Origin of the sequence: Nocardiopsis potens DSM 45234 (assembly GCF_000341105.1) — a bacterium.
Taxonomy (GTDB): Bacteria; Actinomycetota; Actinomycetes; order Streptosporangiales; family Streptosporangiaceae; genus Nocardiopsis_A; species Nocardiopsis_A potens.
This window is the reverse complement of record NZ_ANBB01000088.1, coordinates 1-24,319: the sequence shown is the minus strand read 5'-3', so window position 1 is coordinate 24,319 and position 24,319 is coordinate 1. Positions and strand designations below refer to the sequence as shown.

Annotated in this window: 21 protein-coding genes; 14 read left to right on the top strand and 7 right to left on the bottom strand. The window is 76.1% G+C overall.

Annotated features, from left to right (window positions below; all coding sequences use genetic code 11):
• The 6 genes from D459_RS0129040 to rpmF all read left to right on the top strand — a co-directional run.
• Positions 1-531 (top strand): acyl-CoA dehydrogenase family protein (locus D459_RS0129040; RefSeq protein ID WP_017596506.1); only part of this gene is annotated, 531 nt, incomplete at its 5' end.
• Positions 531-1,616: an enoyl-CoA hydratase/isomerase family protein gene (locus D459_RS0129035; RefSeq protein WP_040711575.1), complete on the top strand. Its 1,086-nt coding sequence runs from the start codon at positions 531-533 to the stop codon at positions 1,614-1,616. The genes D459_RS0129040 and D459_RS0129035, both read left to right, overlap by 1 nt.
• Positions 1,613-2,581 carry a 3-hydroxyisobutyrate dehydrogenase gene (gene mmsB / locus D459_RS0129030; protein ID WP_017596504.1) on the top strand — a complete coding sequence of 323 codons (969 nt, stop codon included), beginning with the start codon at positions 1,613-1,615 and terminating at the stop codon, positions 2,579-2,581. The genes D459_RS0129035 and mmsB overlap by 4 nt, the downstream gene beginning before the upstream one ends.
• 160 nt (positions 2,582-2,741) lie before the next feature.
• Positions 2,742-3,545 (top strand): enoyl-CoA hydratase, encoded by an 804-nt coding sequence (locus D459_RS0129025; protein ID WP_017596503.1) that lies wholly within the window; start codon positions 2,742-2,744, stop codon positions 3,543-3,545.
• A gap of 132 nt (positions 3,546-3,677) precedes the next feature.
• Entirely contained in the window at positions 3,678-3,842 is a 165-nt protein-coding gene (gene rpmG / locus D459_RS0129020; protein ID WP_017596502.1) for a 50S ribosomal protein L33, read from the top strand.
• A gap of 525 nt (positions 3,843-4,367) precedes the next feature.
• Complete coding sequence (gene rpmF, locus D459_RS0129015; RefSeq protein ID WP_017596501.1) at positions 4,368-4,538, top strand: 50S ribosomal protein L32; 171 nt, start codon at positions 4,368-4,370, stop codon at positions 4,536-4,538.
• Here the strand turns inward: rpmF and D459_RS33225 are convergent.
• Positions 4,505-5,212 (bottom strand): TetR/AcrR family transcriptional regulator, encoded by a 708-nt coding sequence (locus D459_RS33225; protein WP_241485152.1) that lies wholly within the window; start codon positions 5,210-5,212, stop codon positions 4,505-4,507. The genes rpmF and D459_RS33225 overlap by 34 nt on opposite strands.
• A 75-nt stretch (positions 5,213-5,287) precedes the next feature.
• Here D459_RS33225 and D459_RS0129005 point away from each other — a divergent pair, with 75 nt between their 5' ends.
• The gene (locus D459_RS0129005; protein WP_017596499.1) at positions 5,288-5,806 is read left to right on the top strand and encodes a hypothetical protein; all 519 of its coding nucleotides are present in this window, start codon (positions 5,288-5,290) and stop codon (positions 5,804-5,806) included.
• 172 nt (positions 5,807-5,978) lie between these two features.
• On the opposite strand, the gene D459_RS0129000 is transcribed toward D459_RS0129005, so the two are convergent.
• Both D459_RS0129000 and D459_RS0128995 read right to left on the bottom strand, forming a co-directional pair.
• A complete protein-coding gene (locus tag D459_RS0129000) occupies positions 5,979-6,623 on the bottom strand; it encodes a dihydrofolate reductase family protein (RefSeq protein ID WP_017596498.1) in 645 nt (214 codons plus the stop codon).
• Between the two features lie 345 nt (positions 6,624-6,968).
• Positions 6,969-8,531, bottom strand: coding sequence for a TROVE domain-containing protein (locus tag D459_RS0128995; protein ID WP_017596497.1), 1,563 nt, complete (start codon positions 8,529-8,531; stop codon positions 6,969-6,971).
• Between the two features lie 637 nt (positions 8,532-9,168).
• On the opposite strand from D459_RS0128995, the gene D459_RS0128985 reads away from it, so the two are divergent.
• On the top strand, positions 9,169-10,098 hold the full coding sequence (locus tag D459_RS0128985) for a universal stress protein (protein WP_017596496.1): 930 nt from the start codon (positions 9,169-9,171) through the stop codon (positions 10,096-10,098).
• 430 nt (positions 10,099-10,528) lie between these two features.
• Here D459_RS0128985 and D459_RS0128980 read toward each other — a convergent pair whose 3' ends face one another.
• Together D459_RS0128980 and D459_RS0128975 are read right to left on the bottom strand one after the other, a co-directional pair.
• Positions 10,529-11,161: a CBS domain-containing protein gene (locus D459_RS0128980; protein ID WP_241485151.1), complete on the bottom strand. Its 633-nt coding sequence runs from the start codon at positions 11,159-11,161 to the stop codon at positions 10,529-10,531.
• 92 nt (positions 11,162-11,253) lie between these two features.
• Complete coding sequence (locus tag D459_RS0128975; RefSeq protein WP_017596494.1) at positions 11,254-12,174, bottom strand: LysR family transcriptional regulator; 921 nt, start codon at positions 12,172-12,174, stop codon at positions 11,254-11,256.
• 58 nt (positions 12,175-12,232) lie between these two features.
• Here D459_RS0128975 and D459_RS0128970 point away from each other — a divergent pair, with 58 nt between their 5' ends.
• From D459_RS0128970 to D459_RS0128950, 5 genes are all read left to right on the top strand, one after another.
• Complete coding sequence (locus D459_RS0128970) at positions 12,233-13,018, top strand: NAD(P)-dependent oxidoreductase (protein ID WP_017596493.1); 786 nt, start codon at positions 12,233-12,235, stop codon at positions 13,016-13,018.
• An 89-nt stretch (positions 13,019-13,107) separates the two neighbouring features.
• Positions 13,108-13,755 carry a YwqG family protein gene (locus tag D459_RS0128965; protein ID WP_017596492.1) on the top strand — a complete coding sequence of 216 codons (648 nt, stop codon included), beginning with the start codon at positions 13,108-13,110 and terminating at the stop codon, positions 13,753-13,755.
• A 296-nt stretch (positions 13,756-14,051) separates the two neighbouring features.
• On the top strand, positions 14,052-15,569 hold the full coding sequence (locus D459_RS0128960) for a tryptophan 7-halogenase (protein ID WP_017596491.1): 1,518 nt from the start codon (positions 14,052-14,054) through the stop codon (positions 15,567-15,569).
• A 331-nt stretch (positions 15,570-15,900) separates the two neighbouring features.
• Positions 15,901-17,781 carry an SLC13 family permease gene (locus D459_RS0128955; RefSeq protein WP_241485150.1) on the top strand — a complete coding sequence of 627 codons (1,881 nt, stop codon included), beginning with the start codon at positions 15,901-15,903 and terminating at the stop codon, positions 17,779-17,781.
• 73 nt (positions 17,782-17,854) lie between these two features.
• Positions 17,855-19,084, top strand: coding sequence for a glycerate kinase family protein (locus D459_RS0128950; protein WP_017596489.1), 1,230 nt, complete (start codon positions 17,855-17,857; stop codon positions 19,082-19,084).
• A gap of 528 nt (positions 19,085-19,612) precedes the next feature.
• Here the strand turns inward: D459_RS0128950 and D459_RS0128940 are convergent.
• Both D459_RS0128940 and D459_RS0128935 read right to left on the bottom strand, forming a co-directional pair.
• Complete coding sequence (locus D459_RS0128940) at positions 19,613-20,176, bottom strand: hypothetical protein (RefSeq protein WP_017596487.1); 564 nt, start codon at positions 20,174-20,176, stop codon at positions 19,613-19,615.
• Positions 20,177-22,125: 1,949 nt separating this feature from the next.
• On the bottom strand, positions 22,126-22,863 hold the full coding sequence (locus D459_RS0128935) for an alpha/beta fold hydrolase (RefSeq protein WP_241485149.1): 738 nt from the start codon (positions 22,861-22,863) through the stop codon (positions 22,126-22,128).
• Positions 22,864-23,349: 486 nt separating this feature from the next.
• On the opposite strand from D459_RS0128935, the gene D459_RS0128930 reads away from it, so the two are divergent.
• Positions 23,350-24,258, top strand: coding sequence for a hypothetical protein (locus D459_RS0128930; RefSeq protein ID WP_017596485.1), 909 nt, complete (start codon positions 23,350-23,352; stop codon positions 24,256-24,258).
• The last annotated feature ends 61 nt before the right edge of the window (positions 24,259-24,319 follow it).

The following is a 24,319-nucleotide window of genomic DNA, read 5'->3' as shown; positions in this document are numbered from 1 at the left end:
CAGCCCACCCGCCAGGTCGTGCTGGACGGGGTGCGGCTGGGCCCCGAGCGCCGGCTCGGCGCCGAAGGCGAGGGGTTCCGCATCGCGATGAGCGGCCTGGACGGCGGGCGGCTCGGCATCGGCGCCTGCTCGCTGGGCGGGGCCCAGGCCGCGCTGGAGGCGGCGGTGGGCTACCTCGCCGACCGGGAGGCGTTCGGCGCGAAGCTCATCGACTCCCCGGCGCTGCGGTTCCGGCTGGCCGAGATGGAGACCGGCCTGGAGGCCGCGCGCGCCCTGCTGTGGCGGGCCGCCGCCGCACTGGACGCCGGGTCGCCGCAGGCCACCCGGCTGTGCGCGATGGCCAAGCGGCAGGCCACCGAGACCGGCTTCGCCGTCGCAGACCAGGCCCTGCAGCTGCACGGCGGCTACGGGTACCTGGCCGAGTACGGCATCGAGAAGATCGTCCGCGACCTCCGGGTGCACCGGATCCTGGAAGGGACCAACGAGATCATGAACCTCATCGTCGCCCGCGGCCTCACCGGGGCCGCGTGATGTCCGCGCCGACCGACCGGGCCGACGGGCCCGACGTGCTGCTCGAACGGGACGGGCGGGCGGCGCGCGCCGTGCTGAACCGGCCGCGCGCCCTCAACGCCCTCACCCACGGCATGGTCCGCGTCCTCGACGCCGCCCTCGCCGACTGGGAGCGGGACGACTCGGTGGCGGCCGTCGTCCTCACCGGCGCCGGCGAGCGCGGCCTGTGCGCCGGCGGGGACATCCGCTCCATCTACGACGACGCGCGCGCCGGCGGCACCGCCACCCGGGAGTTCTGGCGCGACGAGTACCGGCTCAACGCGCGCATCGCCGGCTACCCCAAGCCGTACGTGGCGGTGATGGACGGCATCGTGATGGGCGGCGGCGTGGGGGTGTCCGCGCACGCCGGCGTCCGGGTGGTCACCGAGCGGTCCAGGATCGCCATGCCGGAGACCGGCATCGGGTTCGTGCCCGACGTCGGCGGCACCCGGCTGCTCTCCCGCGCCCCCGGCGAGCTCGGCACCCACCTGGCGCTGACCGCGGCCCCGGTCGGCGCGGGCGACGCGGTCCGCTGCGGCCTGGCCGACCACTACGTGCCCGCGGACCGGCTGGCCGGCTTCACCGCCGAACTGGCCCGCAGCACCCCGGAGGAGGCGCTGGCCGCCTTCGCCGAGCCGGTGCCGGCCGCGGAGCTGGACGCCCACCGGGAGTGGATCGACGCCTGCTACGCCGCGGACACCGCGGAGGAGATCGTGGACCGGCTGCGCACCGACGGCCGTCCCGAGGCGCTGGCCGCCGCCGGTGCGATCACCGCCAAGTCGCCCACCGCGGTCAAGGTGGCGCTGGCCTCGCTGCGCCGCGCCCGGACCCTGGACACCCTGGAGCAGGTGCTGGTCCAGGAGTACCGGGTCTCCTGCGCCGCGCTCTCCTCGCACGACCTGGTCGAGGGCATCCGAGCCCAGGTGGTCGACAAGGACCGGTCGCCGCGCTGGTCCCCGCCGGAGCTGTCGGAGGTCGCCGAGGCCGACGTGCTCCGCCACTTCGAGCCGCTCGGCGACGCCGACGACCTCGATTTCGAACCGACCGGGACGGGAGGGCGCCGATGACCGGGGCCGCGCAGGACACCGAGCACACCACCGGGAAGATCGCCTTCATCGGGCTGGGCAACATGGGCGGGCCGATGGCGGCCAACCTCGTCGCCGCCGGGTACGACGTCACCGGCTTCGACCTGGTGCCCGAGCTGCTCGCCGGGGCCGAGGAGAAGGGGGTGCGCCCCGCCGCCGGCGCCGCCGAGGCGGTGGCCGGGGCGGACACGGTGATCACCATGCTGCCCGGCGGGCGGCACGTGCTGGAGTGCTACCGGGGCGAGGGCGGGGTGCTGGCCGCGGCCCGGCCCGGCACCCTGTTCATCGACTGCTCGACCATCGACGTCGCCGACGCCCGGGCCGCGGCCGAGGCGGCGGTGGCGGCGGGGCACCGCGCGGCCGACGCGCCGGTCTCCGGCGGGGTGGTCGGCGCCACCGCGGCCAAGCTGACCTTCATGGTCGGCGCGGACGAGGCGCTGCTGCCCGAGGTGGAGCGGGTGCTGGCGCCGATGGGCGCCCGGGTGGTGCACTGCGGGGCCTCCGGGGCCGGGCAGGCCGCCAAGGTCTGCAACAACATGATCCTCGGGGTGTCGATGATCGCGGTGAGCGAGGCGTTCGTGCTCGGCGAGCGCCTCGGCCTGAGCCACCAGGCGCTGTTCGACGTGGCCTCCACCGCCTCCGGGCAGTGCTGGGCGCTCACCACCAACTGCCCGGTGCCCGGCCCGGTGCCGGCCAGCCCGGCCAACCGCGACTACGCCGCGGGCTTCGCCGCCGCCCTGATGTCCAAGGACCTGGGGCTGGCGGTGGAGGCGCTGAAGGCCACCGGGACCGCCGCGGAGCTCGGCCCGCACGCCGCGGGGCTGTACGCCGCCTTCGCCGAGGGGGAGGGCGGCGGCCGGGACTTCTCGGCGATCATCAACGAGATCCGGGAGCGCTCCGAGGCGGGTGCGCCCGCCGGCCCGGAACCGGCTCCGGACGGCGGCTGACCGCGCCCGTCCCGGCGCCCCGCCGGGGCGGGCCCGGGCCGGACGCATCCGGCCCCGTCCCGGAGGGGCGCTCTGCGGGGCCGCGGAGGAGGGCCCTCCGCGGTTCCGCCCCCGCTCGACGCCCCCGCGGACGCGGGGCCGCACCCCGGAAGGGAACACGATGACCGATGCGACTCCGGCCGGCGAGGCCGCCGGCCACGAGACGATCCTGGTGGAGCGGACCGGCCGCACCGCGGTGATCACGCTGAACCGCCCCAAGGCGCTCAACGCGCTCAACCTGCGGCTGATGGAGGAGGTGGTCGCCGCCGCCGAAGGGTTCGACCGGGACCCCGGCGTCGGCTGCATCGTGCTGACCGGCTCCGACCGGGCCTTCGCCGCGGGCGCCGACATCAAGGAGATGCAGGGCCTGGACTACATGGACGCCTACCTCGGCGACTGGTTCGGGGCCTGGGACCGGTTCGCCGCGCTGCGCACCCCCACCCTCGCGGCGGTCGCCGGGCACGCCCTCGGCGGCGGCTGCGAGCTGGCGATGATGTGCGACGTCCTGATCGCCGCGGACTCGGCCCGGTTCGGCCAGCCGGAGATCAAGCTCGGGGTGATCCCCGGCATCGGCGGTTCGCAGCGGCTCACCCGGGCGGTCGGCAAGGCCAAGGCGATGGACCTCTGCCTGACCGGGCGCACCATGGGCGCCGAGGAGGCCGAGCGGGCCGGCCTGGTCTCCCGCATCGTCCCCGCGGCCGAGCTGCGCGAGCAGGCCCTGGCCGCCGCGGCCGAGATCGCGGCGATGTCCGCTCCGGCCGCGATGATGGCCAAGGAGGCGGTGGACCGCGCCTTCGAGACCACCCTCGCCGAGGGGGTCCGCTTCGAGCGCCGCGTCTTCCACGCGGTCTTCGCCACCGCGGACCAGAAGGAGGGCATGGCGGCCTTCACCGAGAAGCGCGCGCCGTCCTTCGTGCACCGCTGATTCCGGCCCCGCGCACCGCCCGCCCCCGGAGAGCCGGGGGCGGGCGGTCTCTCCATGCCTTATAGTGAAAACCGTTGTCGTTTTCATTATCGGGGCGGCTTTCGGCCGCCCCCAGGGCACCGGGAGGCGGCCGTGGCGCGCAGCGAACTGCGTCCGATCATCAAACTCAAATCGACCGCGAAGACCGGGTACACCTACGTGACCCGCAAGAACCGGCGGAACGACCCGGACCGCCTGGTGCTGCGCAAGTACGACCCCGTCGTCCGCCGGCACGTGGAGTTCCGCGAGGAGCGCTAGCCGGCCGCCGGGGGAAGGGCGGCGGGCGCCGGAGAGCGCTCCGCCCTCCCGCCCCGCCGCTCCTTCGCTGCGGCCCCGGCGTCCGCCTCGGGTCGTCCCCGGGCCGCCCGGCGGGGCGTCCCGTCGGACGGCGGTCCGGGCGCGGAGGCGCCGCCGCGCGGGGGTTCCTCCGAGCGCCCCGGGAAGGGGAGTCCCGCCCCCTGGGCGGACGCCGCCCCCGCCCCGACTCGGGAGCACCGCTCCGCCGGGGCGAGCCCCGGCGGCGGCCCGGGAGCCCCCGGCTCCGAGGCGGACGCGGAGGCGGGCCCACCGTCCGGGCCCCCTCCGGCCGCCGCCCCGGTGAGCGGGCGGGGGCGCCGCCCGCCTCCGTCCGCCCGGCCCACGCGGACCCCCGACTCGGCTCGGGAGCGCCGCTCCGCCGCTCCCGACCGGGGCGGGGGCCGGTGCGCCCGCCGGAGGCCGGGCCGGCCGGGCCCGGAGAAGACCCCCGTGAACCAACGGAACCACTGAGAAAGGCAAGGGAACATGGCCGTCCCCAAACGCAAGACATCGCGCTCCAACACGCGCAAGCGCCGCTCCGCCTGGAAGGCCGAGCGCCCGCAGCTGGTCGAGGTCACCGTCGGCGGCCGCACCGCCCGCGTCCCCTACCGGCTGGTCCCCGCCTACCGGCGGGGGCTGCTGCCGCTGCCGGACTGACCCTCCGCCTCGGCGGCCCCGTGCTCCGGGCCGCCCCCGGACGGCAGGCCGAGCAGGCCGCGGACCGCCCTCTCGGTCAGCTCCACGTCGTGCGGGACCCGCCCGGCCACGCTGCTGACCAGCCCTTCCAGGGTGCCGATGTAGGCGAGGGCGGTATCGCGGGGCGGCGGCCCCGGCGGGAGCGCGCCGCTCGCGCGGCCGGCCGCGATCCGCTCGGCGGCCTGTGCGACCAGCCGCTCCACGATCCCGCCGATCGCCCGGCCGACCGGATGGTCCTGCCCGGCGAACTCGGCGTGCAGGGTCCGCATCACCCGGGCCACGTCGCGGCGGCAGTAGACGGCGTGCCCCCGGGCCAGCGCGAGAAGCGCGCCGACGGGGTCGGCCTCGGCCGCCGCCGGCCGCCCCACCTCGGCGGTCCAGGTCTCGTCGACCCACTCCACCACCGCCAGCGCCAGTTCCTCCTTGCCGGCGAACAGGTGGTAGAGGGCGCCGCGGGTGTAGCCCGCCTCGGCGGCCACCTTCGCCAGCACCAGGTTGCCGTAGCCGTACCTGGACAGCCCGCGCGCCGCCGCCTCCAGCAGCGCGTTCCTGCTCCGGGCCCGCCGCTCCGCCTGCGTCGCCCGGGGAGTCCCCGACCCCGCCATCAAGGCCGCCTTCCCCTCAGTTACGTACATGCATGTACGTAGGTTACAGTGCGGGCAGGGCGGGCCGCGAACCGCCGCCCGCTCCGAGCGAGGGGAGAGACGGGAATGGACTCCGAACCGGACGCCGGCCGCGCCGCGAGCGCAGCGGAACCGCAGGTCACCGAGGGGCGTGAGGTCCCCGCCGAGATCCGCGCGCTCAGCACCGCCGCCGATCCCGACTACGTCGACTTCTTCGTGCTCACCGGAGGCGGAGCCGCGCACGGCACCCCCGAGGAGTGGACCCGCGCCGCGTTCGAGGAGACCTTCGCGAGCCCCTCCGCCCGGTTCCTGCTGGGCCGGGTGCTCCGCCTGCGGCTGCGGCCGAGGGGAGCGCAGGGCTGCGTGGGCGGGTGGCGGATCGCCGGCCGCGGCGAGGACTGGCTGCGCATCGAGGTCGAGGGCCCGCTGATGAGCGTGCACATCGTGGTCCGGACCGAAGAGGACCGGGTCTCCGCGGCCACCCTCATCGGCTACCGCCGGCCGCCGGCCGCCCGCATCTGGCCGCCGCTCTCCGCCCGCCACCGGGGCTTCATGCCGAAACTGCTCCGCAAGGCGCACACCGAACTGGCCCGCTCCGGCCGCTGAGGCACACGTCCCACGGGGCGCCGGCGGTCGAGCGCGACCAGGCCGACCGGTGGGACGGAGCGGTCGCGCCGCCGTGCCGTCGGTCAGGCCGCCCCGTCCCGTGCCCGGGGCGGTGTCCACTCGACCCGGGTGCGGCGGTGCGCCCGTCTCGGGAGGGGCCGGGCGGGTGCGGTCACTCGGGGAGCCGCACCGCCTCCCGGCCCTCCTCGACCTCGATGTCCCCGGTGCCGAACGGGGCCGGCCGCAGGACCTGGTAGACCAGTCCGGTCCCTGTCGCCTCGCTGTGCACCAGGGTGTACGCCGAAACGGCGGCGCCCTCGGCGAACAGCCGCTTGCCGAAGCCGAGGACCACCGGGCAGACCAGCAGGCGGTACTCGTCGATCAGCCCGGCGTCGTGCAGGGTGTGCAGCAGCCGGCGGCTGCCGTGCACCTGCAGCTCCCGGCCGGGCCGCTCCTTGAGCGCCGCCACCGCCTCGGGGACGCCGGAGGAGATCACGCCCGCGGTGTTCCGCCACGCGGGCTCGGTGAGCGTGGTCGAGACGACGTGCTTGGGCAGCCCGTTCAGCGCCGCGGCCACCTTGTCCCCGGGGTCGGTGACCCGGGGCCAGTAGGCCTGCATCATCTCGTAGGTGGACCTGCCGAGCAGGATCTCGTCGGCCTGCTCGAACCAGCCGTCCACGATCCGCCCGAAGTCGCCGTCGACGTAGGGGACCAGCCAGCCCCCGCGGTCGAAACCGCCGCCGGGATCCTCGTCCGGGCCGCCGGGCCCCTGCATGACGCCGTCGAGGCTCACGAAGACGTGCGCGGTGAGCTTCATGTCCCTGCCCCTCTCCTGGCGCGGCCCTCTCCAGGGCCGCACGGTGATGACCCGGGGCGGCCCCGGAACTCATCGGTCGGCGCCGGCGCGGCTCCACGGGGAGCGGCCCGCCGGGCCCCGCTCCGGCCTCTGCCTCCGGGCGCACCGCCGCCCGCCCGTGGACCGGCGCGGGCGGATCTGGTCGGGCAGGGCGCGGAGGAGCAGGGGAAGGGCGGCGGAGCGCCGCCGGCGCCCGGTCGCCCCGTTCGCCCCGGCGCCGCGCCAAGCAGGGCCGCGCCCGAGCCGACGCCCCGCCCTCGGTCCGTCCTCACCGGGGGGCGGGCCGCCGGAACCGTCCCGGGGCGGTCAGTGCTCCCAGGGCCAGTGGGCCACCCGGCCGGCCTCGATCAGGGGGACCATCCGGAAGGCCTGGTCGGACAGGCCGGCGAACAGGTGCCGGTCGCCTTCCCCGGCCGGGCCGTGGCCGTGCCGGTGGCCGGCCAGGTTCCAGGTGTAGACCGGCACCCGCTCCGGGACCTCCCGGGTCGGGTCCTGCCCCCGGTGGGCCTGCTCGTCGGTGACGAGGACGACCCGGTCGTGGTCGGCGTAGTGCCGGCGCACCGCGTCGGCGGTGGCGGTGCCGCCGCGCGGCCCCCAGAACCGCCCGGTGGCGCTCAGCAGCGCGTCGCCCCGGCGGAGGGGCACGGCCGCGGAGGTGTTGTCGAACTGCACCAGGTCCGCGGCCTGGGCGCGCAGCGCCAGCCCGGCCCCGAAGATCTGCGCGGCGTCCGCGCAGGTCAGGTCGGAGCGGGCGGACAGGCGCGAGGCCATCGACCCGGACTGGTCGACCAGGATCAAGGTGCGTCCGGACAGGGCCGGCACGTTCGCGAGGCAGTGGCCGAGGGCGGTCTCCAGGGCGTGCGCCCAGCGCAGCGAGGGCGCGGCCCGGTAGGCCGACAGGAACCGCATCGGCAGCTGCCGGGACCGCTCCACCTGCTCGGGGTCGGTGAGCCGGGCCGCCACCCGCGCGGCGGCCTCGTCGGACACCCCGGCCTCGTCGAAGTTGCGCAGGTTCCGCAGCAGGGCCATGTAGCCCATGGAGGGGATCAGCGCCTCCCACAGCCGGGCCTTGTCCACCCGGCCGCCGGCCAGAGAGAGCGCGCCCTCCCAGGTCATGCCGGCGGCGCGCAGCGCGGCGGGGGCCAGCAGGACCTCGGGGTCCTCGGCCGCCCGGCTCCGCAGCCCGGCGTCGGCGGTCAGGGTCCGCAGACTCGCGGGGATCCCGTCGCCGCGGCCGTGCCGGCGGTCGATGGCGTGGGAGAACAACTCGCCCTGCCACGGCCGGTCGGCGGCCGGGGAGGGGTGGACCAGCTCGATCACGTCGCCGAAGCGGAACCCGCGGGCGCCGGTGTCGTACTTCAGCAGGGAGCGCTCGGTGTACAGGCGCCGCACGGCGTCGGCGATGCCGCGCTTGACCGGCTTGGGGACGGCGCGGCCGTACCGGCCGGTCCAGTAGGCCAGGGCCTCGCCGGGCTCGTCGGCGCGCTGCAGGGCGGCGGCGACCATCTGCCGGGAGTGCCCGTGCGCTCCAGCGTCCACCCGGGCCTTCGCGCCCTCCAACGCGGCGACGATGGAGGCCGACCGCATGTTCGCCCCGCCGCGCAGCCAGCCGATGAGGCCGGCCGTCCACTCCGGGGCCTCGACGGCGGCGCGCCGGACCAGGCCGCGGAAGCGCCCGTCGCGCTCGCCGGCGCCCTCGTAGAAGGTGTTCTCGCCGACCATGTTCGCCACGGCGAGCAGGAACAGCTCGGTGCGGTCGTCGCGGGCGTAGCCGGGGCCGCCCTGGTGGGTGCGGCCGGAGGGGAGGGGGTCGGCGGCCAGCGGGCCGCGCCCGGCCGGCCGCGCGGCGGCGGTGTTGAACTTGGACATGGGGGCTCCTAAGCGGAGGGGGAGCCCGGAGCCGCAGGGCGCGCCCGAGATCAGGACGGGGACGGACGTGCTGCTCTACCAGTTGAGCTACACCGGCCCAGAGCCGGTGACGGGACTCGAACCCGCAACCCGCCCATTAAAAGTGGAAGTAGCCGTCCCCTGCGCACCGGGCGCACCCCGGCGGCGGGCTCCTCCCGAGGTCAGGGCGGCGTCCGGGGAGGCCCCCAGGAGGGCCCCCGGCCCGTGGGGGCGGGCCGGAGCGGAATCGAACCGAAGTACCCGGGCGCCTGCGCACCGAGAGGAGAGACCGTGTGGAGTTGTCGCCCGCCGAGGAGGACCCCGCACCGCTCCCGGGGGAGCGGCCGGGCCCGCTTCCCGGCCGGCCCGCCCAGTGTGGCAAGGCGCCCCTCGCGGAGTCACCCGGTTTTTCCGCGGGCCCCGGGCGCGCCGCTCCGGGGAGGCGCGGGGCCGGGACCGGAGGCCCGTGGAACGGGGGCCGGCGGTGCCGCCGCGGCCGCCCCAGGCGGGCAGACTGGAGGCGACCGCACGCACGGCCGCCGGGGCGCCCCTCCAGGGGGCGCCGCCGGGGGCCGACCGGCCGGGGCCGTGCACCCAGCGAGAAGCCGAGGAAGGCGCGATGACCGACGAGCGACCCGCCGCAGGGCGGAACGGAAGCGGCGAGGACCTCCCCGAGGTCGTCGTCGGCGTGGACGGGTCTCCGGGGAGCCGCACCGCGCTCGACTGGGCCGCCGCGGCCGCCGAGCGGCGCGGCGCCCGGCTGGTGGTGGTCAACGCGCTGGACATGCCGATGGTCGCGCTGCCCTTCTCCTCCCCGGTGCGGATGAACCCGATGGCGGAGGTGACCGACCGCGCCTCCGGGGTGCTGACCACCGCGCTGGGGCGCGTCGCCGAGACCGCCCCCGGCCTCAAGGCGCGGACCGAGGTCTCCCTGACGGACCCGGCGTCGGCGCTGCTGGACGCCTCGGAGGAGGCGGAGCTGGTCGTGGTGGGCTCGCGCGGCCTCGGCGGCGTGGGATCGCTGTTCCTCGGATCGGTGAGCACCAGGGTCACCTCGCACGCGTCCTGCCCGGTCGCGGTGGTGCCGCCGGAGAGCGGGGCGGCGCGGACCCCCGGGCGGGTGGTGGTCGGCGTCGACGGCTCGGAGCCCGCCGACGCGGCCCTGCGGTTCGCCCTGGACGAGGCGGCGCGCACCGGCGCCGAGCTGACCGTCGTGCACGCCTGGCAGCCGCCGGTCCCCTATGACACGGGCACGTTCGCCGTGGGCGTCGGCTTCGACCGGGAGGCGTTCGCGCTGCGCGCCCGCGAGGCGGTGCAGACCTCGGTCGACAAGCTGCGCACCCCGGCCGACGCGGACGTCCGGGTGCGCGTCTCGGTGGTCGAGGACCAGCCCGCGCACGCCCTGCTCACCGCCGGCCGGGACGCCGACCTGGTCGTGGTGGGCGGTCGCGGCCGAGGCGGCTTCCGCGGCCTGCTGCTCGGCTCGGTCGGCCAGTCGGTGCTGCACCACGCGGAGGTCCCGGTGGCCGTGGTCCGCGACCGCCCCTAGCGTCCCGGCCGGCCCGCCGCGCTCCCGGCGCCGGAGGCCGCGGGCCTCCGAAGGCGGGCAGTGAAGGGTCGGCGACCGGGGCGGGGCGCCGGGGTGCCCGTCGAGCGCCCCCGGGGCGGGGGTTCGTGTCCGCTGCCGCTCGGGGACTTGTCCCGGATGCGGAGGAGGTTTTTCTCCTGCCCCCTCTCCGGTGGGCGGCGGGGTCGGCCGGGGAGCACGGCGCCCTGGGGGCCTCCGGGGCGGCCGGCCGGTCCGCGGGTCCCGGCCTTTCGAGGACGGCGGCCCGAGGGGCGGACCGCCGACGGCAGGGGCCGCGCGGCCCCGGGTCCGCCCCGCGATGGCCTCGGGGGACGACAGGGCGCTCTGCGGTCGCCGGCAGGGAAGGGCGTCTCCCGCCAGCGGCCCCGGGCCGTCCGGGCCGTCCCGCTCCTCACTCGCCGTCGACGACCACCCGGGCGACGCCGGGGACGGTGCGGGCGATGGTCGCGGCGAGCCTGCGCTCCTCGGCGCCGGAGCCGTCGCCGTCGAGGCGGGCCACCCCGTCGTGCACCGCGACCGACCAGCCGCGCAGGTAGGGGGCGCCGGCGGCGAGCGCCTCCATCAGGTCGTCGCGGACCGCGTGGTCCGGGCGGGCGTGTACGCGCAGCAGGTCGCTCCGGTTCACCAGGCCGACCACCCGGCCCTCGCGCAGCACCGGGACGCAGCGCAGCCGGGTGTGCACCATCCGCTCGGCGAGCTCGGCGGCGTCGCCGTTCTCGGTGGCGGTGGTCACCCGGCGGGTCATCACCTCGGAGACCTTGAGCGGCGGAGGGCCCGGCGGCCCGGGAACCGGCCGGGCCGTGGCGCGCGGGTCCGGTTCGAACCGGCCGCGCAGCAGGTCGATCTCGGTCACGATGCCGACCAGCATGCCCGCGCCGTCGACCACCGGCGCCGCGATCACCCCGCGCTCGATGAACGCCGCGGCCGCCTCCACCACGGCGGCGTCATCGGCCAGCACCAGACGGGGCTCGGTCATCGCCTCCCGGACCAGCATGGTCCTGCTCCCTTCCTGTCGGTCGTCCACACCGGAACAGACGCCTCCGGTCGGAGCGGGAACCGGCCGGGCCGCTCCCTCCACGATCGCACCGCCTTCCGGAGCGGGCCAGCGGGGGCGGGTCAGCGGGCCGGGGTCCGCGCGATCCGCGCGGCGGCGCCGCGCAGCGCCTCGAGGAAGGCGCCGACCGCCGGCGGGCCGGTCCGCTCGGCGGGGACGGCGGCGAAGACCGGCCGGGGCGGCAGGTCCGCGGCGTCGACCGGGACCACCGCGATGTCGGGGCGGGCCGAGGCGGCGGCGAGCGCGGGCAGCAGGGTCACCCCCAGCCCCGCGGCGACGAAGCCCTGCTTGCCGATCCACTCCCGCACCACGTGCGCGACGCGGGGCCGGAAGCCCGCGCGCACCGCGGGCGCGAGCAGGGTGGCCTCGGGGCTCTCGGCGCCGGCGATCCACTCCTCGCCGGCCAGCTCGGCGAGGCGGACGGACTTCCGGCCGGCGAGGCGGTGGCCGCGCGCCAGCGCCACGTGCACCGGCTCCTCCAGCAGCGGGTGCAGCTCGCACCGCTCCGCCGCGCCCTCCGGCGGGGAGCTGACCACCGCGATGTCGACCTCGCCCGCCGCCGCCCGCGCCAGCAGGTCCGGGGTGAACCCTTCGGACCGGGCGACGTGCACCCCCGGGTGGCGCTCGCGGAACGCGGCCAGGGCGCCGGGCACCAGCGCCGCGTCGGCGGTGGCGAACGAACCGGTGCGCAGCAGGCCGCCGTCCAGCCTGCGCAGCGCGTCCAGCTCGGCGCGGGCCGCGGCGTCCCGCTCGGCGATGGCCCGGGCGTGCGGCAGCAGCGCCCGCCCGGCGGGGGAGAGCGCCACCCCCCGCGGCAGCCGGTCGAACAGCGCCGACCCCAGCTCGCCCTCGAGCACCTGGACCCGGCGGGAGACCGCCGACTGGGTGTAGCCGAGCGCGTCCGCGGCGGCGGTGAACGACCCCGCGTCGGCGACGCTCAGGAAGACCTCGTACAGGCCGTGCGGCCCATGCTGTTCCGTCATGGCTCCCATGCTAAAGATTCGCTTGTCGCATGGGTAGGGCGGGCGTACCTTCTGGGCCATGGACAAGATCGCCTTCATCGGGCTGGGCCGCATGGGCCTGCCCATGGCCCGCCGGCTGCTCGCCGCGGGCCTCCCGCTGACCGTCTGGAACCGCACCCGCGCCAAGGCCGAACCGCTCGGCGCGCTGGGCGCCCGGGTCGCCGGCTCCCCGGCGGAGGCGGTGCGCGGCGCGGCGGCCGTGGTCACGATGCTCTCCGCCCCCGACGCCGTCCGCGAGGTCGCCGGCGCGGTCCTGCCGGAGCTGCCCCCGGACGCCGTCTGGCTGGAGATGTCCTCGATCGGTCCCGAGGCCGTCGCGGAGCTGGCCGCCCGGCTGCCCGAGGGGGCCGCGCTGGTGGACGCCCCGGTGCTGGGCAGCGTGGACCGGGCCGCCGAGGGGGCGCTGCGGATCCTGGCCGGCGGCGACACCGCCCCGGTCGAGAGCCTGCTGGCGCATCTGGGGACGGTCACCCGCTGCGGCGCGGTGGGCTCGGGCGCCGCGCTCAAACTGGTGGTGATCAACGCGATGATCGGCGGGGTGGGCGTGGTCGCCGACGCCCTGGCGCTGGCCGAGCGGCTCGGCGTCCCGGCCGAGACCGCCGAGCGGGAGCTGCGCTCCGGTCCGCTGGCCGGCGCCGCGGAGCGGGCCTTCTCCGCGACCGCGGACTACCCGGTCGCCCTCGCCGCCAAGGACGTCGCCCTGGCCGGGGAGGGGCTTCCGGTCCTGGAAGGGGTGCACCGGGCCCTGACCGCCCGCCCCGAACTGGCCGGGTGGGACCTCTCCGCGATCCGCCCGGGCGCCTGACCCGGCCGGTCCTCCGGCGGGCCTGTCGTCTCCGCACGCTAGGTTTCGGTGCGTCGACGAAGGCACCAGGAGCGCGACGGGGGCGGGGAATGGCCGCGGAATACGGCGAGCACGGGATGGACATGGCCTTCGAGGAGGCGGGGGAGCCGGTCACCGAACCGGTCACCAAGCTCGGCGGGCAGCCGGTCTGGCTGGAGGAGCCGGCCTGGCCGCTGTCCGCGGAGACCGGCGGCCCGATGCGGTTCATCGGGCAGTTCCGCCTCCCCGGTGAGCAGGTCCGGCTCGGCTACCTCTTCATGACCGAGGAGGACGACGGGTGGATGGACGGCACCTACTTCCCCGACGGGGGAGAGAACGCCTTCATCGTCCAGCCCGGCGGGCGGCTCGCCGAGTTCTACCGGGTCGCCGCGGAGGCCACCGGCCCCACGCACGGCCCAGACCACCGGGTCGCCCTCTCGCCGCACACCCCGGAGCCCCCGGACCCCGACGACGTCGCCGTGCTCGAGAGCCTCGGGGGCGTGGCCGAGCCGACGTACGGCCTGGACAGCAGGATCGGCGGCCGCCCCCGCTGGCTCCAGCTCGATGAGAGCCCGCAGGAGGAGGGCGACTGGGCCTTCGCGGTGCAGCTGGACAGCTGCGGTCTGCCCTTCCCGGTCAACTTCGGCGACGCCGGCGTGGGCTACTGCTTCTTCGAGGAGAAGACCGGGGAGGGGCGCTTCTCCTGGCAGTGCTGCTGACCCGCCGGTCCTCCGGCGGACGGGAGGGGAGCGGCGGGGCGCCCGCGGCTCCCCTCCCGCGTTGTCCGGGGACGCCCGCCGCACCGGCCCCGGGGGCCGCGGGCGTTTCGGTCCGTCCGGACGGGCGGCCGCTTCCGAAAGGGGGTTGACACGGAGCGTCCCGGCTTCGACACTGATTCCGCATTAATTAGGTTAGCTTTGCCTAAATCAGAGTCGAGGTGGGTCCGCTCCGCCGCGGCCGCGGACGGCGCCGCCCCGACCCGCCGCGAACCCCTGCACGGAGGCGAGGACCGAGCATGCCCGAGACCGATTTCGACGCGGTGGTGGTCGGCGGCGGGCCCGCAGGCTCCACCGCGGCCGCGCTGATCGCCAAGGAGGGCCACCGGGTCGCCCTGCTGGAGCGGGAGCGCTTCCCCCGCTACCAGATCGGCGAGTCGCTGCTGCCCGCAACGGTGCACGGGGTGTGCCGGCTGCTGGACGTCACCGAGGAGATGGAGGCGGCCGGCTTCCAGGTCAAACGGGGCGGCAGCTTCCGCTGGGGCACCGGCCTCGATCCGTGGAACTTCCTGTTCGCGCTCTCCCCGAAGCTGTCCGGCCCGACCTCCTACGCCTACCAGGTCGACCGGATGACCTTCGACCACATCCTGCTGAAGAACGCCGCCCGGCACGGCGCGGACGTCCGCGAGGAGTCGACCGCCCTGGAGGCGGTGCGCGACGGCGGCCGGGTCGCCGGCGTCCGCTACACCGACCCCGGCGGGAACCGACAGGAGCTCTCCGCCACCTACGTGCTGGACGCCTCCGGCAGCAGCGGGCGGCTGCACCGCGCCGCCGGCGGCATCCGGCACTACTCCGAGTTCTTCCGGAACCTCGCGGTCTTCGGCTACTTCGCGGGCGGCGAGCGGCTGCCCGGCCCGGACCGCGGCAACATCCTGTGCGCCGCCTTCGACGAGGGGTGGATCTGGTACATCCCGCTCAGCGACACGCTGACCAGCGTCGGCGCGGTGCTCAACCGGGAGCAGGCCGGCCGCGTCCGGGCCGACCCGGAGAAGACCCTGATGGAGTCGGTCGAGCGCTGCGAGACCGTCCGCGACCACCTCGCCGGGGTCCCCAGGGTCACCGAGGGCGTCTACGGCGAGATCCGGGTGCGCAAGGACTACTCCTACGCCGGCAGCGCCTTCTGGGCGCCCGGCATCGCGCTCATCGGCGACGCCGCCTGCTTCATCGACCCGGTCTTCTCCACCGGCGTCCACCTGGCCACCTACGGCGGCCTGCTGGCGGCCCGCTCGGTCAACAGCGTCCTCGCCGGAGGCCTCCCCGAGGAGCGGGCCTTCGCCGAGTTCGAGTCCCGCTACCGCCGCGAGTACGCGGTGTTCTACGAGTTCCTCACCGCCTTCTACGACATGCAGGTGAACGAGGACTCCTACTTCTGGCGGGCCCGCAAGGTCACCCGTGCCGAGGGCCTGGGCGACATGGAGGCCTTCACCACCCTGGTCGGCGGCGCCTTCTCCGGAGAGAAGGCCCTGGTGGACGCCGGGTCGATGACCGAGAGGTTCGCCGTCTCCTCGGCGGAGCCGACCGACGCGGTCGCCCGCACCGGCCCGGCCCGGACCGAGTCCGGCGAGCGGATGAGCGCCCTGTTCGGCACCCCGGTCGTCGGCGAGGTGATGGAGGAGATGAACCGCATCCAGCGCCGCGGCGTCACCGGTGCGGAGACCCTGGAGCGCCCGCTGCTGGACGGCGGACTGGTCCCCTCGGCGGACGGGCTGCGCTGGGTGGACCCCGTCGCCCCGCCCGCGGAGCGCCCGCAGGCCTGAGACCGGGCACGGGAGCGGCCGCGGGGGCCGGGCGGGGCGCCGCCCGGCCCCCGCTCGCTCCTCCGCCGGCGGACCGGCCCCGCCCCTTCGAAACCGGGGCAGAGCGGGGCCTTCACACCGAATCCACGGGGCGGTGTGGCGCTGTTCACCTAAGGCCCTTTAATCTTTGCGGCGGAGGGCCGAAGCCCCCGTCGACCGTCGGTGATCCCCTGGTGTCAAAGGGTTCCGGGATCCGCCGCCGGGGAGGGGGCCGACCGGCCCCGCTCCTGGATGAGGAAAAGCTAATGAACAGCTCATCCAGGGTTCAGCGTCGGTCGGCACGCTGATCTTCATGAGTTCCCTGACGGCTCTCCCCGCTGCGCCCTTCGCGATGTTCGGGGCCGCCGAGACGCACAAGGCGGCCGAGAAGGCCGAGGCCGCCGAGCCCGGAACGGCCAGGCCCGAGTGGTCCGGTCCGCACCCGATCGACCTCGAACTGACCCAGCCGTTCCGGCGCGACCCGGCGCCCGAGCCGGCCGGCCCCGAGCGGCCGGCCGCGCCCGAGCCCCCGGCCGACCCCGAGGACCCCCGGGCCGAGCGGCCGGAGCGCGCCCCCGAGGAGCCGGAGGCCGACTCGACCATCCCCGAGCTGACCCGCCCCGGGGCGCCGCTGGTCGGGCCGGCCGCACCGGAGGCCGAGGCGGACCGCCCCGAGGGGCGGCAGGGCGGGCGGGCCGAGCCCTCCGAGCCGTCCGAGCCGCCCGCCCCCGAGGAGACCGCCGCGCGGGCGCGCCGCCGCCGGGCCGCGACCGCGCTCCGGGTGCTGGCGGTCGCCGCCGTCGCCGCAGGCCTGGTCTGGATGTACCTGGCGCTGCCCGGCCCCGGCGGCGGGCTCTCCTCCGACGGCCGGACCGTGCTGGTGGTGTTCGCGGCCACGCTGGCCTGCTGGACGCTGACCCGGCTGGACGACACCTTCGTCGGGACCGCCGCCGTCGCGGTGCTCATCATCGCCGGGATCATCCCGCACGAGCACTTCCTCGGGCTGCTCGGCTCGGACACCGTCTGGCTGCTGGTCGCCGCCTGCGTGCTCGCCGCGGGGATCGAGCGCAGCGGGCTGCCGGCCCGCGCCGCGCACGCCCTCATCGTCCGGGCCGGCACCGTCCGCCACCTGGTCCACCTGGTCACCGCCGGCGTGGTGCTCACCGCGCTGGCCATCCCGTCGACCTCCGGCCGGGCCGCGCTGGCGCTGCCGGTCTTCCTCGCCCTGGCCAAGGTGTTCGCCGAGCGCCCGGCCGTGGTTCGCGCGCTCGCCCTCGTCTTCCCCGCCACCATCCTGCTCAGCGCCGTGGCCACCCTGATCGGCGCCGCCGCGCACCTCATCGGCAACGAGTTCCTGGAGGCCATGGCCGGCGGCGGGATCGGCTTCGGCCACTGGCTGCTCCTCGGCCTCCCGGTCGCGGTGGTCTGCTCGCACCTGGCGGCGGAGCTGGTGCTGCTGCTGATGACCCGGCGCGCCGACCGGCGCGGCCGGCTGGCCATCGACCCCGCCCGGTTCGCCGAGCTGTCCGGGCAGAACGCCTCCGGCCCGCTCACCGCCGCCCAGTGGCGGATGCTCGCGCTGGTCGCGGCCGTGGTGGCGCTGTGGTGCACCGAGTCGCTGCACGGCCTGCCACCGACCCTGGTCGCGCTGCTCGGCGCGGTGGCGGCGACCGCCCCGGGCTTCGGCACGGTGCGGATGTCGGCGGGGCTGAAGTCGGTGCCGTGGCCGCTGCTGGTCTTCATGATCAGCGCCGCCGCGCTGGGCGAGGCCCTGGTGAGCAGCGGCGCGGCCGAGTGGCTCACCGACACCGCCCTGGGCGGCCCGGCCGGCGCGCTCGGCGACACCGCGCTGATCGCGCTGGTGGTCACGGTGAGCGCCGCCGCCCACCTGGTGCTCCAGTCGCGTTCGGCGCGCGCGGCGGTGCTGGTGCCGGCGGTGATCCCGCTGGCGGTCGCCTCCGGCCTCAACCCGGCCGCCGTGGTGTTCGCCTCCACCGCCGCCGCGGGCTTCTGCCACACCCTCACCTCGTCGGCGAAGCCGGTGGCGATGTTCTCCGACCTGCCGGACGGCGTCCCCACCTACCGCCGGGCCGACCTGCTGCGGCTGTCCGCGCTGCTCGGTCCGCTGGTGATCGCCGTCGTCCTGGGCGCCTCCCTCTACCTCTGGCCGTACCTGGGGCTTCCGCTGCGCTGAGCCCGCGGCGGACCGCCCGTGCACATCCCCCTGTCTTCTTTTTCATCTCCCGATCGAAAGGCCGAGAACAGCCATGCTCAACGACAGCCGGATGCGCATCCTCATCGCCCCCAGCGGCTTCAAGGAGTCGCTGGACGCCGTCGACGTCGCCGGGGCCATCGCGGCGGGGGCCGCCCGGGTGCTGCCCGGGGCCCGGATCGACACCGCCCCCATGGTCGACGGGGGAGAGGGGACCGCCGCGGCGATGGCCCGCGCCACCGGCGGGCGGCTGGTCCCGATGCGGGTGGAGGGGCCGGTGGGCGCCCCGGTCGACACGCACTTCGCGATCCTGGGCGGCCCCGGGCCGCGCACCGCCCTGGTGGAGATGGCCGCCGCCGCCGGGCTCCGGCTGGTCCCCAAGGACGCGCGCGACCCCGGCCGCACCTCCACCTACGGGGTGGGCCGGCTCATCTCCGCGGCCCTGGACCACGGGTGCGAGCGGATCATCGTGGGCTGCGGCGACTCCGGCACCAGCGACGGCGGCGCGGGCATGCTCCAGGCGCTCGGCGCGGGGCTGCTCGACGCGGACGGCGGGCAGGTCGGCCGGGGCGGCTACGAACTGGCCCGGGTGGCGCGGATCGACGCCTCGACGCTGGACCCGCGGATCGCCCGCACCCGGATCGACCTGGCGTGCAACGTCTACAACCTGCTCACCGGGCCGAAGGGCGTGGCCCGGGTGTTCGGCCCGCAGAAGGGCGCCACCCCGGAGCAGGTGGACCGGCTGGACGCGGCCCTGTCCCACTGGGGCGACCTGCTCGGCGCGCACGCCGGGACCGACCTGCGCACCGCCCCGGGCAGCGGCGCCTCCGGCGGGCTGGGCGCGGGCGCGGCGGGCGTGCTCGGCGCGAACCTGGTCCCGCGCTTCGACGTGCTCACCGACCACCTCGACCTGGACCGCCGCATCGCCGCCGCGGACCTGGTGATCACCGCCGAGGGCGCCATCGACTACCAGACCCCCAACGGCAAGGTCCCCGCAGAGGTGGCGCGCCGGGCCAAGCGGCTGGGCACCCCGGTCGTCGCCCTCGCCGGCACGGTCGGGCGCGGTGCGGCGCTCAGCCACGCCGCGGGCATCGACGCCATCGCGGGCATCATCGCGGCCCCGCTCGACCTCGCGGGCGCCATCGAGCGCGCGGCCGACCTGACCATGGACGCCGCCGAGCGCACCCTGCGGATGATCCTGGTCGGCACGGCCCTCACCGGCGGCCGGGACGCCCGCGTCCCGGCGGAGTCCGGTGCGGGACGGCAGGCGGCGGAGAGCTTCTGACCCGTGGGCGGGGCGAGGGAGGCGCCTGCCGGAAGAACGCCCCGCCCCTCTCCCCGATGATCTTGACGCTGCGGCCCTATCAGAGCGCCTTGGTGTCAAGTGGTTGTTGCAACGAGGAACCCGTCGAGGGCCTCGGCCGGGGTGGCCCAGCCCAGGTTCTGGCGGGGCCGCAACGCCAAGATCATCGGGGGAGGGCTTCTCCGATCGATCCGGCTTGCCGGCGCCGACCGTTGACAGGCCGGATCCTCTGCGGTGGCCGCCCGCCCGGGGGCGTCCGCCTCGACGGCCGCCGGGATCGGCGGGGAGGGACGGAGGCGGCCGGGTGCTCCCCGGAGCCAGCCTCCTCGCCTCCCGCCGGGGTCCAGGGCGCCCCCGGCAGGGGCCCGGTTCTCGGTCGGCGCCTTCCGCCTCCGCCTGCGGCTCCTGCCGCAGTGGAGGGGCGGGGCGCCGGCCGGGCGCCCATCGGCCGGCCCGGGCCTGTCCCGGCCTCCCCGGCCGGGCCCGGGCGCGGGACGCCCGGGCGGGCGCTCAGCCCTTGGCCGGGAGGTTGTCGAGTGCTCCGCAGAGCAGGTCCTCGGCGGCCTTCCGGCGCTCCTCCGGGGCCATGCCACTGTCGCTGTACTGGGCCGGGGCGACCGTGCCCTCGATCGCCAGGTTCTCCACCAGGGCCGCGGCCATGGCGGTGCGCGTGGTCCCCCCGCCGTCGTAGCCGGAGTAGATCTCCCGGCCGCTCGGGCAGGCCGTCGCCTTCAGCTCGTTGCCCTCCACCATCTCGTTGGTGAAGTACTCCTGGGCGAGCCTGTCGCCGGTCGCGCGGGAGATCCCGTTGTTCATGGTGGTGTGCATGAGCACCGCCACGTCGGCGTCGTTGTGCTCCTCGTCGCCGTAGGCGACCGGGAAGTTGCAGGAGTACTCCGTCACGGGCGTGCCGGGGATCTCCCACTCGTTCTCGAACATCTCGTCCGGGTTGCCGGAGAGCTCGTTCCCCGCCTCCTGGTCGACCATCGAGCAGACGGCCAGCGGCTTCTTGTACCCGTTGTCGGGGTCGAACCAGCCGAGGTAGTACGCTCCTCCGCCCGCGCCGGCCAGCACCAGGACGAAGAGCAGCCCGCACCCGATCGCGAAGCAGCCGCCGGCCTTGGACTTCTTCTTCTGCGGCGGGCCGCCCTGCGGCGCCTGCGGTCCAGTGGGCGCGTACCCGTGGGGACCGGGGCCGCCCTGGGGGCCGGGGCCACCGTGCGGGGGCGGCGGCCCGGCGGGGCCGGGCGGAGGTCCGGAGGGCCCGGGCGGAGGCGGCGGACCGGCAGGGCCCTGCGGGGGCGGGCCCTGTCCCGCATGGGGAGGATGGGGCTGCTGGGGCCCGCCGGGCCCGTGAGGCGGGTGGGGTCCGTTCATGGCGTTCATCCTAGTACAAAACCCCGAACGTGGCGGTGGGAAGTGGGGCCCTTGCGGTGCCTCGGCTTCCTCCCCATTGACGCCCTATCGCCGGATCCGGTTCCCTCCGTCCGGTCTCCCTTGAAAGAACCCGGGCCGCGCGCCGCACCCAGCGCACCACCCCGAGGGGCGGTCCTCTCCTTTCGGGCAGCGGTCGATGGCGGCGCGGATGAACGGCGGGATCGGCAGGGCACCGAGGAGGACGGGACCACCCGGTCGAGCCCGGCCCCTCGGCCGGCGCCAAGGCGGCGGCCTCACCCTCCCCGGTCCCGCTGGTCGGTCGAGTGCAGCACGTCGCGGAGCGAAGGTCCAAGCAAGCGGCGACGGCGCAGGTAGGGGCGCGGCCGGGCCTCCCAGCCGGGTGCGGCGCCTCGCGGAGCAGGGGTTCAGGCCAGCGGCGACGGCAGCGGTAGGGGCGGGGCGAAGGCGGTCGCCCGGGCGCGACGCCCCACGGAGCGGGGGTTCAGGCGGGCGGCGACGGCGGGCAGGGGGACCGGCCAGTCGGTCGGGCGCGGCGCCTCGCGGGGCGGAGGTTCAGGTCAGCGGCGACGGCGCAGGTAGGGGCGCGGTCGGGCGCTCCAGCCGGGCGCGGCAGAGCGGGGTGGGGCTGGTCGGGGCGGGCGGAGGAGGCAGGATCGCCGTGCCCGCGTCGCCCCGGTGCCGGGGCCGGCCGCTCCTGAAACCGCTGCACCTCTTTGACCTGGTTGAATACGCAGGGTGATGGTGGTGTGGGGCGCCCTGCGCACCGCGAGAGCACCCCGGTGATTCCCGGGCGCGCATCCTGGCCCGGAGCGGCCCCCGAGAGGCCTGAATCGCCCTGATCGGGCCGGTGTTCGAGGGTTCGAGCCGCCCGGAAGGCCGGGATGCAGGGGGTCGGAACCCGGGGAGGGATGGCGCGGGGGTGAGATGTCGTATTTGTCCTGCCGGGAGGGCCCGCCTTGACCACTCTGGGTAACCGGAGAGGGGGCAGTGGGGGGCTTCGGGGCTTACTACTCGCTGGTAGATGTAATCGGGGTGCTCTCGCGGTGCGCAGGGCGCCCCCGCCCCCTGTCTGATCCCCACCGCAAATTCGGCATAGGGGATATGCCTCCTGTGTTGGCGCGGGCGGGCCCACCTGCCCCGCCGGGGCGCCGCCCCCGCCGAGAGCACGCGCCGGGCCGGGCCGGTGAACGTGGCGCCCAACCCGCTCTTGCCTTCGCCGCCCGCTTGAACCCCGGCCCCGTGAGGTGCCGCGCCCGGGTGAGGCGCCCGAACCCTGGCCCTGCCTGCGCCGTCGCTGCCCGTCTTGACCTTCGCTCCGCGAGGTGCCGCGCCCGACCGACCAGCCGGTCCCTCCTCCCGCCGTCGCCGCCTGCTTGAACCCCAGCCCCGTGAGGCACCGCGCTCGGGCGACACCCGTCACCCCGTTCTTGCCTGTGCCGTCGCCGCCGGGTCGCGGTGGCCCGGTTCGCGGTGAGCAGGGCCCGGGCGCGGGTGCGGGGGGCGGAGTCATAGGGCTTCCGCCTGCGCGGTACAGAGGAAGAGGGCCCACTCCGCGACGGGGACGGCGATGAACCCGCCTCCGGCCTGCCCGAGTGCGAGAGGGCGCCCCGCCGTCCCTCGTCCCTTCACTCCTCGAAGAAGCGGGTGAGCAGCGGGGCGATCGCCTTGGGGTCGGCCACGTGCGGCTGCCCTGGGAGGGAGACACGCCGGGCATGCGGGACGCAGGCCGCGATCGCGTTGGCGGCGAGGGCGAGGAAGTCGTCCGGCAGCCCGCTCATGTCGGGGTCCCCGCCGCTGTCGCCGGTGGCGACCAGGACCGGCCGGTCGATCTCCGCGAACCGGGACGCGGGCGGCCGCCCGTCGCCCAGGCAGGCCGCGTCGTAGGCGAGGGTGTGCGCGAGCCCCTCCAACCGGGGCCACACCGGCAGCCTCTTCGCCTCGGCGATCGCCTCCTCGGGCGACCCCGCGAGCCGCATGAAGAGGGCGACGGCGTCGCCCCGCCGCCCCTCCGCCAGCACCGCGTCCAGCTCCTCCCGGTAGGCGCGCCACTGCTCCGCCATGCCGTCCGCGACCGCGTACGGCACCTCGTACACCGAGACCTTGCCGATCCGCAGTCCCGCCGCCGCGGCCTCCAGCGCCAGCGCCCCGCCGGAGGAGACCCCGTGCAGGAACACCGCCTCGCCGGCCTCGCCGATCAGCGCTTCGAGGTCCTCGATCTCGCGCTCCACCGAATAAGGGGCCGTGTCCCCGCTGCCGGCCCGCCCCCGCCGCGCGTAGTCGTACACCCTGAACCGCCCGGCCAGCTCCTCGGCGAGCGGCGCGTTCTCCGAACCGTCGTCGAGCCCGCCGCCTACCAGGACCACCGGCGGGCCGTCTCCCTGGCGCTCATATGCGATCGGTGTGCCGTCTCGCGAGGTGACCTGGCCCATCGGGCCCTCCCTGGGAGGTCGGTGGTGTCCGTCTTCTACTTCTACCTTCGGGAGACGACAAGAAGACGGAGGGAAGACGGAGGAGCGGCGCGCCGGGCTGCCGGCCGACCGCGGGCGAACCCGGCCGCCGGGGCGGTCCGGGCGGCCTTTTTTTATGCGGAGAGGAGGCGGAGTGAAAGCGACATCAGGTGCATTTTCCGCCAGTGAAAGTGAATGGAAATGTCCAAGGCCAAGCTTCGGCGGACCTGGTGAGGAGAAAAGAAGCACCCCTTAGGTCTCCACGGATTTTTCGGGCCGATGTCGGGACGGGGTGCTGAAAAAACGAGATACGATCCGGGAAAAAGGAACGAGGCCGTCCGGCGCTCCCAACGCCGAAACGGCCTCTGGCCACCGACCTGTCTTACCCTCAGGAAGGCGGCTATGCCGAACTCTACCGTTCGGCGCCGGGAGGATGCACATCGTTCCTCCCCTGCGCCTGATGACCCCGTATCCTCTCCCTCCTTCACCCGGCTGCTGGACTGGATCGCCCTGAATCCCCGGCTCAGCGACGTCGCGGTGCGCGGGTACTGGATCCTCCGCGCCCACGTGCACGAGACCGACGCCGACCCGCTGGTGCGCATCACCGACACCGGGCTGGCCGGGATGCTCAACAAGTCGGAGAAGACCGCCAAGCGCTGCCGCAAACAGCTGGAGCAGGTCGGCCTGATCGTCCTGGTCGAGCAGACCACCCGGACGGTCCGCGACCCCGCGACCGGCCGGTGGGCGGTGCGCACCACCAATGTCTACCGCGTCGTCGAGGAACCGCCCCGGGGCTATTCCGGGGCTCTGTCGCCGTGGGACTGGCGGCGCCGATTCCGGGGCGAAACCGCACTTTCCGGTGCATGTCGCCGGACAATTCTGTCCGCCGGGCGGACGGAAACGGCCTTGGGGGCGGACACCGATGACCCCCTTACAACGAAGCCTTTCCAACCAACCCCTTCCAACGAATCCGCTCCGTCCGGGCCGGGTGCCCGACCCCAGGGCCGCGCGCCCGCGCGCGAGGCGGCGGAGCGGACGCAGGCCTTCGGGTCGGTCGAGCAAGAGGCCGTCCCGCTGCGACCGCCGGCCCGCGCCGCGCCTTCGGCGCGGCGGGCCTGCCCGCCGGTGGTGGTCGAGCCGCCGGGGTGGGCGGTGGGTCTGCTGGCGCTGATCCCGGACGCGGTGCTGGCGGGGCCGGGCGTCGACCGGCGCACCCTGGCGCTGCGGTTGGCGGAGCTGGCCGGGGCCGGGGTGGGGCGCGCCGAGCTGGCCGCAGCGGTGGCCGGGGCCGATACCGCCGACCGGCCTTAGAGCTCATCTCATTTGGTGAGTCTGCGGAAGCAGATCAACGTGCAGGCGATGCCGGCGAACG

Bases quoted from the DNA above. Each gene is read 5' to 3' on its own strand.
- D459_RS0128930 (WP_017596485.1), top strand. From the start codon at position 23,350: ATGCCGAACTCTACCGTTCGGCGCCGGGAGGATGCACATCGTTCCTCC.
- D459_RS0129005 (WP_017596499.1), top strand. From the start codon at position 5,288: ATGGACTCCGAACCGGACGCCGGCCGCGCCGCGAGCGCAGCGGAACCG.
- rpmF (WP_017596501.1), top strand. From the start codon at position 4,368: ATGGCCGTCCCCAAACGCAAGACATCGCGCTCCAACACGCGCAAGCGC.
- D459_RS33225 (WP_241485152.1), bottom strand. From the start codon at position 5,212: ATGTACGTAACTGAGGGGAAGGCGGCCTTGATGGCGGGGTCGGGGACT.
- D459_RS0128955 (WP_241485150.1), top strand. From the start codon at position 15,901: ATGAGTTCCCTGACGGCTCTCCCCGCTGCGCCCTTCGCGATGTTCGGG.
- D459_RS0128960 (WP_017596491.1), top strand. From the start codon at position 14,052: ATGCCCGAGACCGATTTCGACGCGGTGGTGGTCGGCGGCGGGCCCGCA.
- D459_RS0128995 (WP_017596497.1), bottom strand. From the start codon at position 8,531: ATGTCCAAGTTCAACACCGCCGCCGCGCGGCCGGCCGGGCGCGGCCCG.
- D459_RS0129025 (WP_017596503.1), top strand. From the start codon at position 2,742: ATGACCGATGCGACTCCGGCCGGCGAGGCCGCCGGCCACGAGACGATC.
- mmsB (WP_017596504.1), top strand. From the start codon at position 1,613: ATGACCGGGGCCGCGCAGGACACCGAGCACACCACCGGGAAGATCGCC.
- D459_RS0128965 (WP_017596492.1), top strand. From the start codon at position 13,108: ATGGCCGCGGAATACGGCGAGCACGGGATGGACATGGCCTTCGAGGAG.
- D459_RS0129035 (WP_040711575.1), top strand. From the start codon at position 531: ATGTCCGCGCCGACCGACCGGGCCGACGGGCCCGACGTGCTGCTCGAA.
- D459_RS0129000 (WP_017596498.1), bottom strand. From the start codon at position 6,623: ATGAAGCTCACCGCGCACGTCTTCGTGAGCCTCGACGGCGTCATGCAG.
- D459_RS0128975 (WP_017596494.1), bottom strand. From the start codon at position 12,174: ATGACGGAACAGCATGGGCCGCACGGCCTGTACGAGGTCTTCCTGAGC.
- D459_RS0128950 (WP_017596489.1), top strand. From the start codon at position 17,855: ATGCTCAACGACAGCCGGATGCGCATCCTCATCGCCCCCAGCGGCTTC.
- D459_RS0128970 (WP_017596493.1), top strand. From the start codon at position 12,233: ATGGACAAGATCGCCTTCATCGGGCTGGGCCGCATGGGCCTGCCCATG.
- D459_RS0128985 (WP_017596496.1), top strand. From the start codon at position 9,169: ATGACCGACGAGCGACCCGCCGCAGGGCGGAACGGAAGCGGCGAGGAC.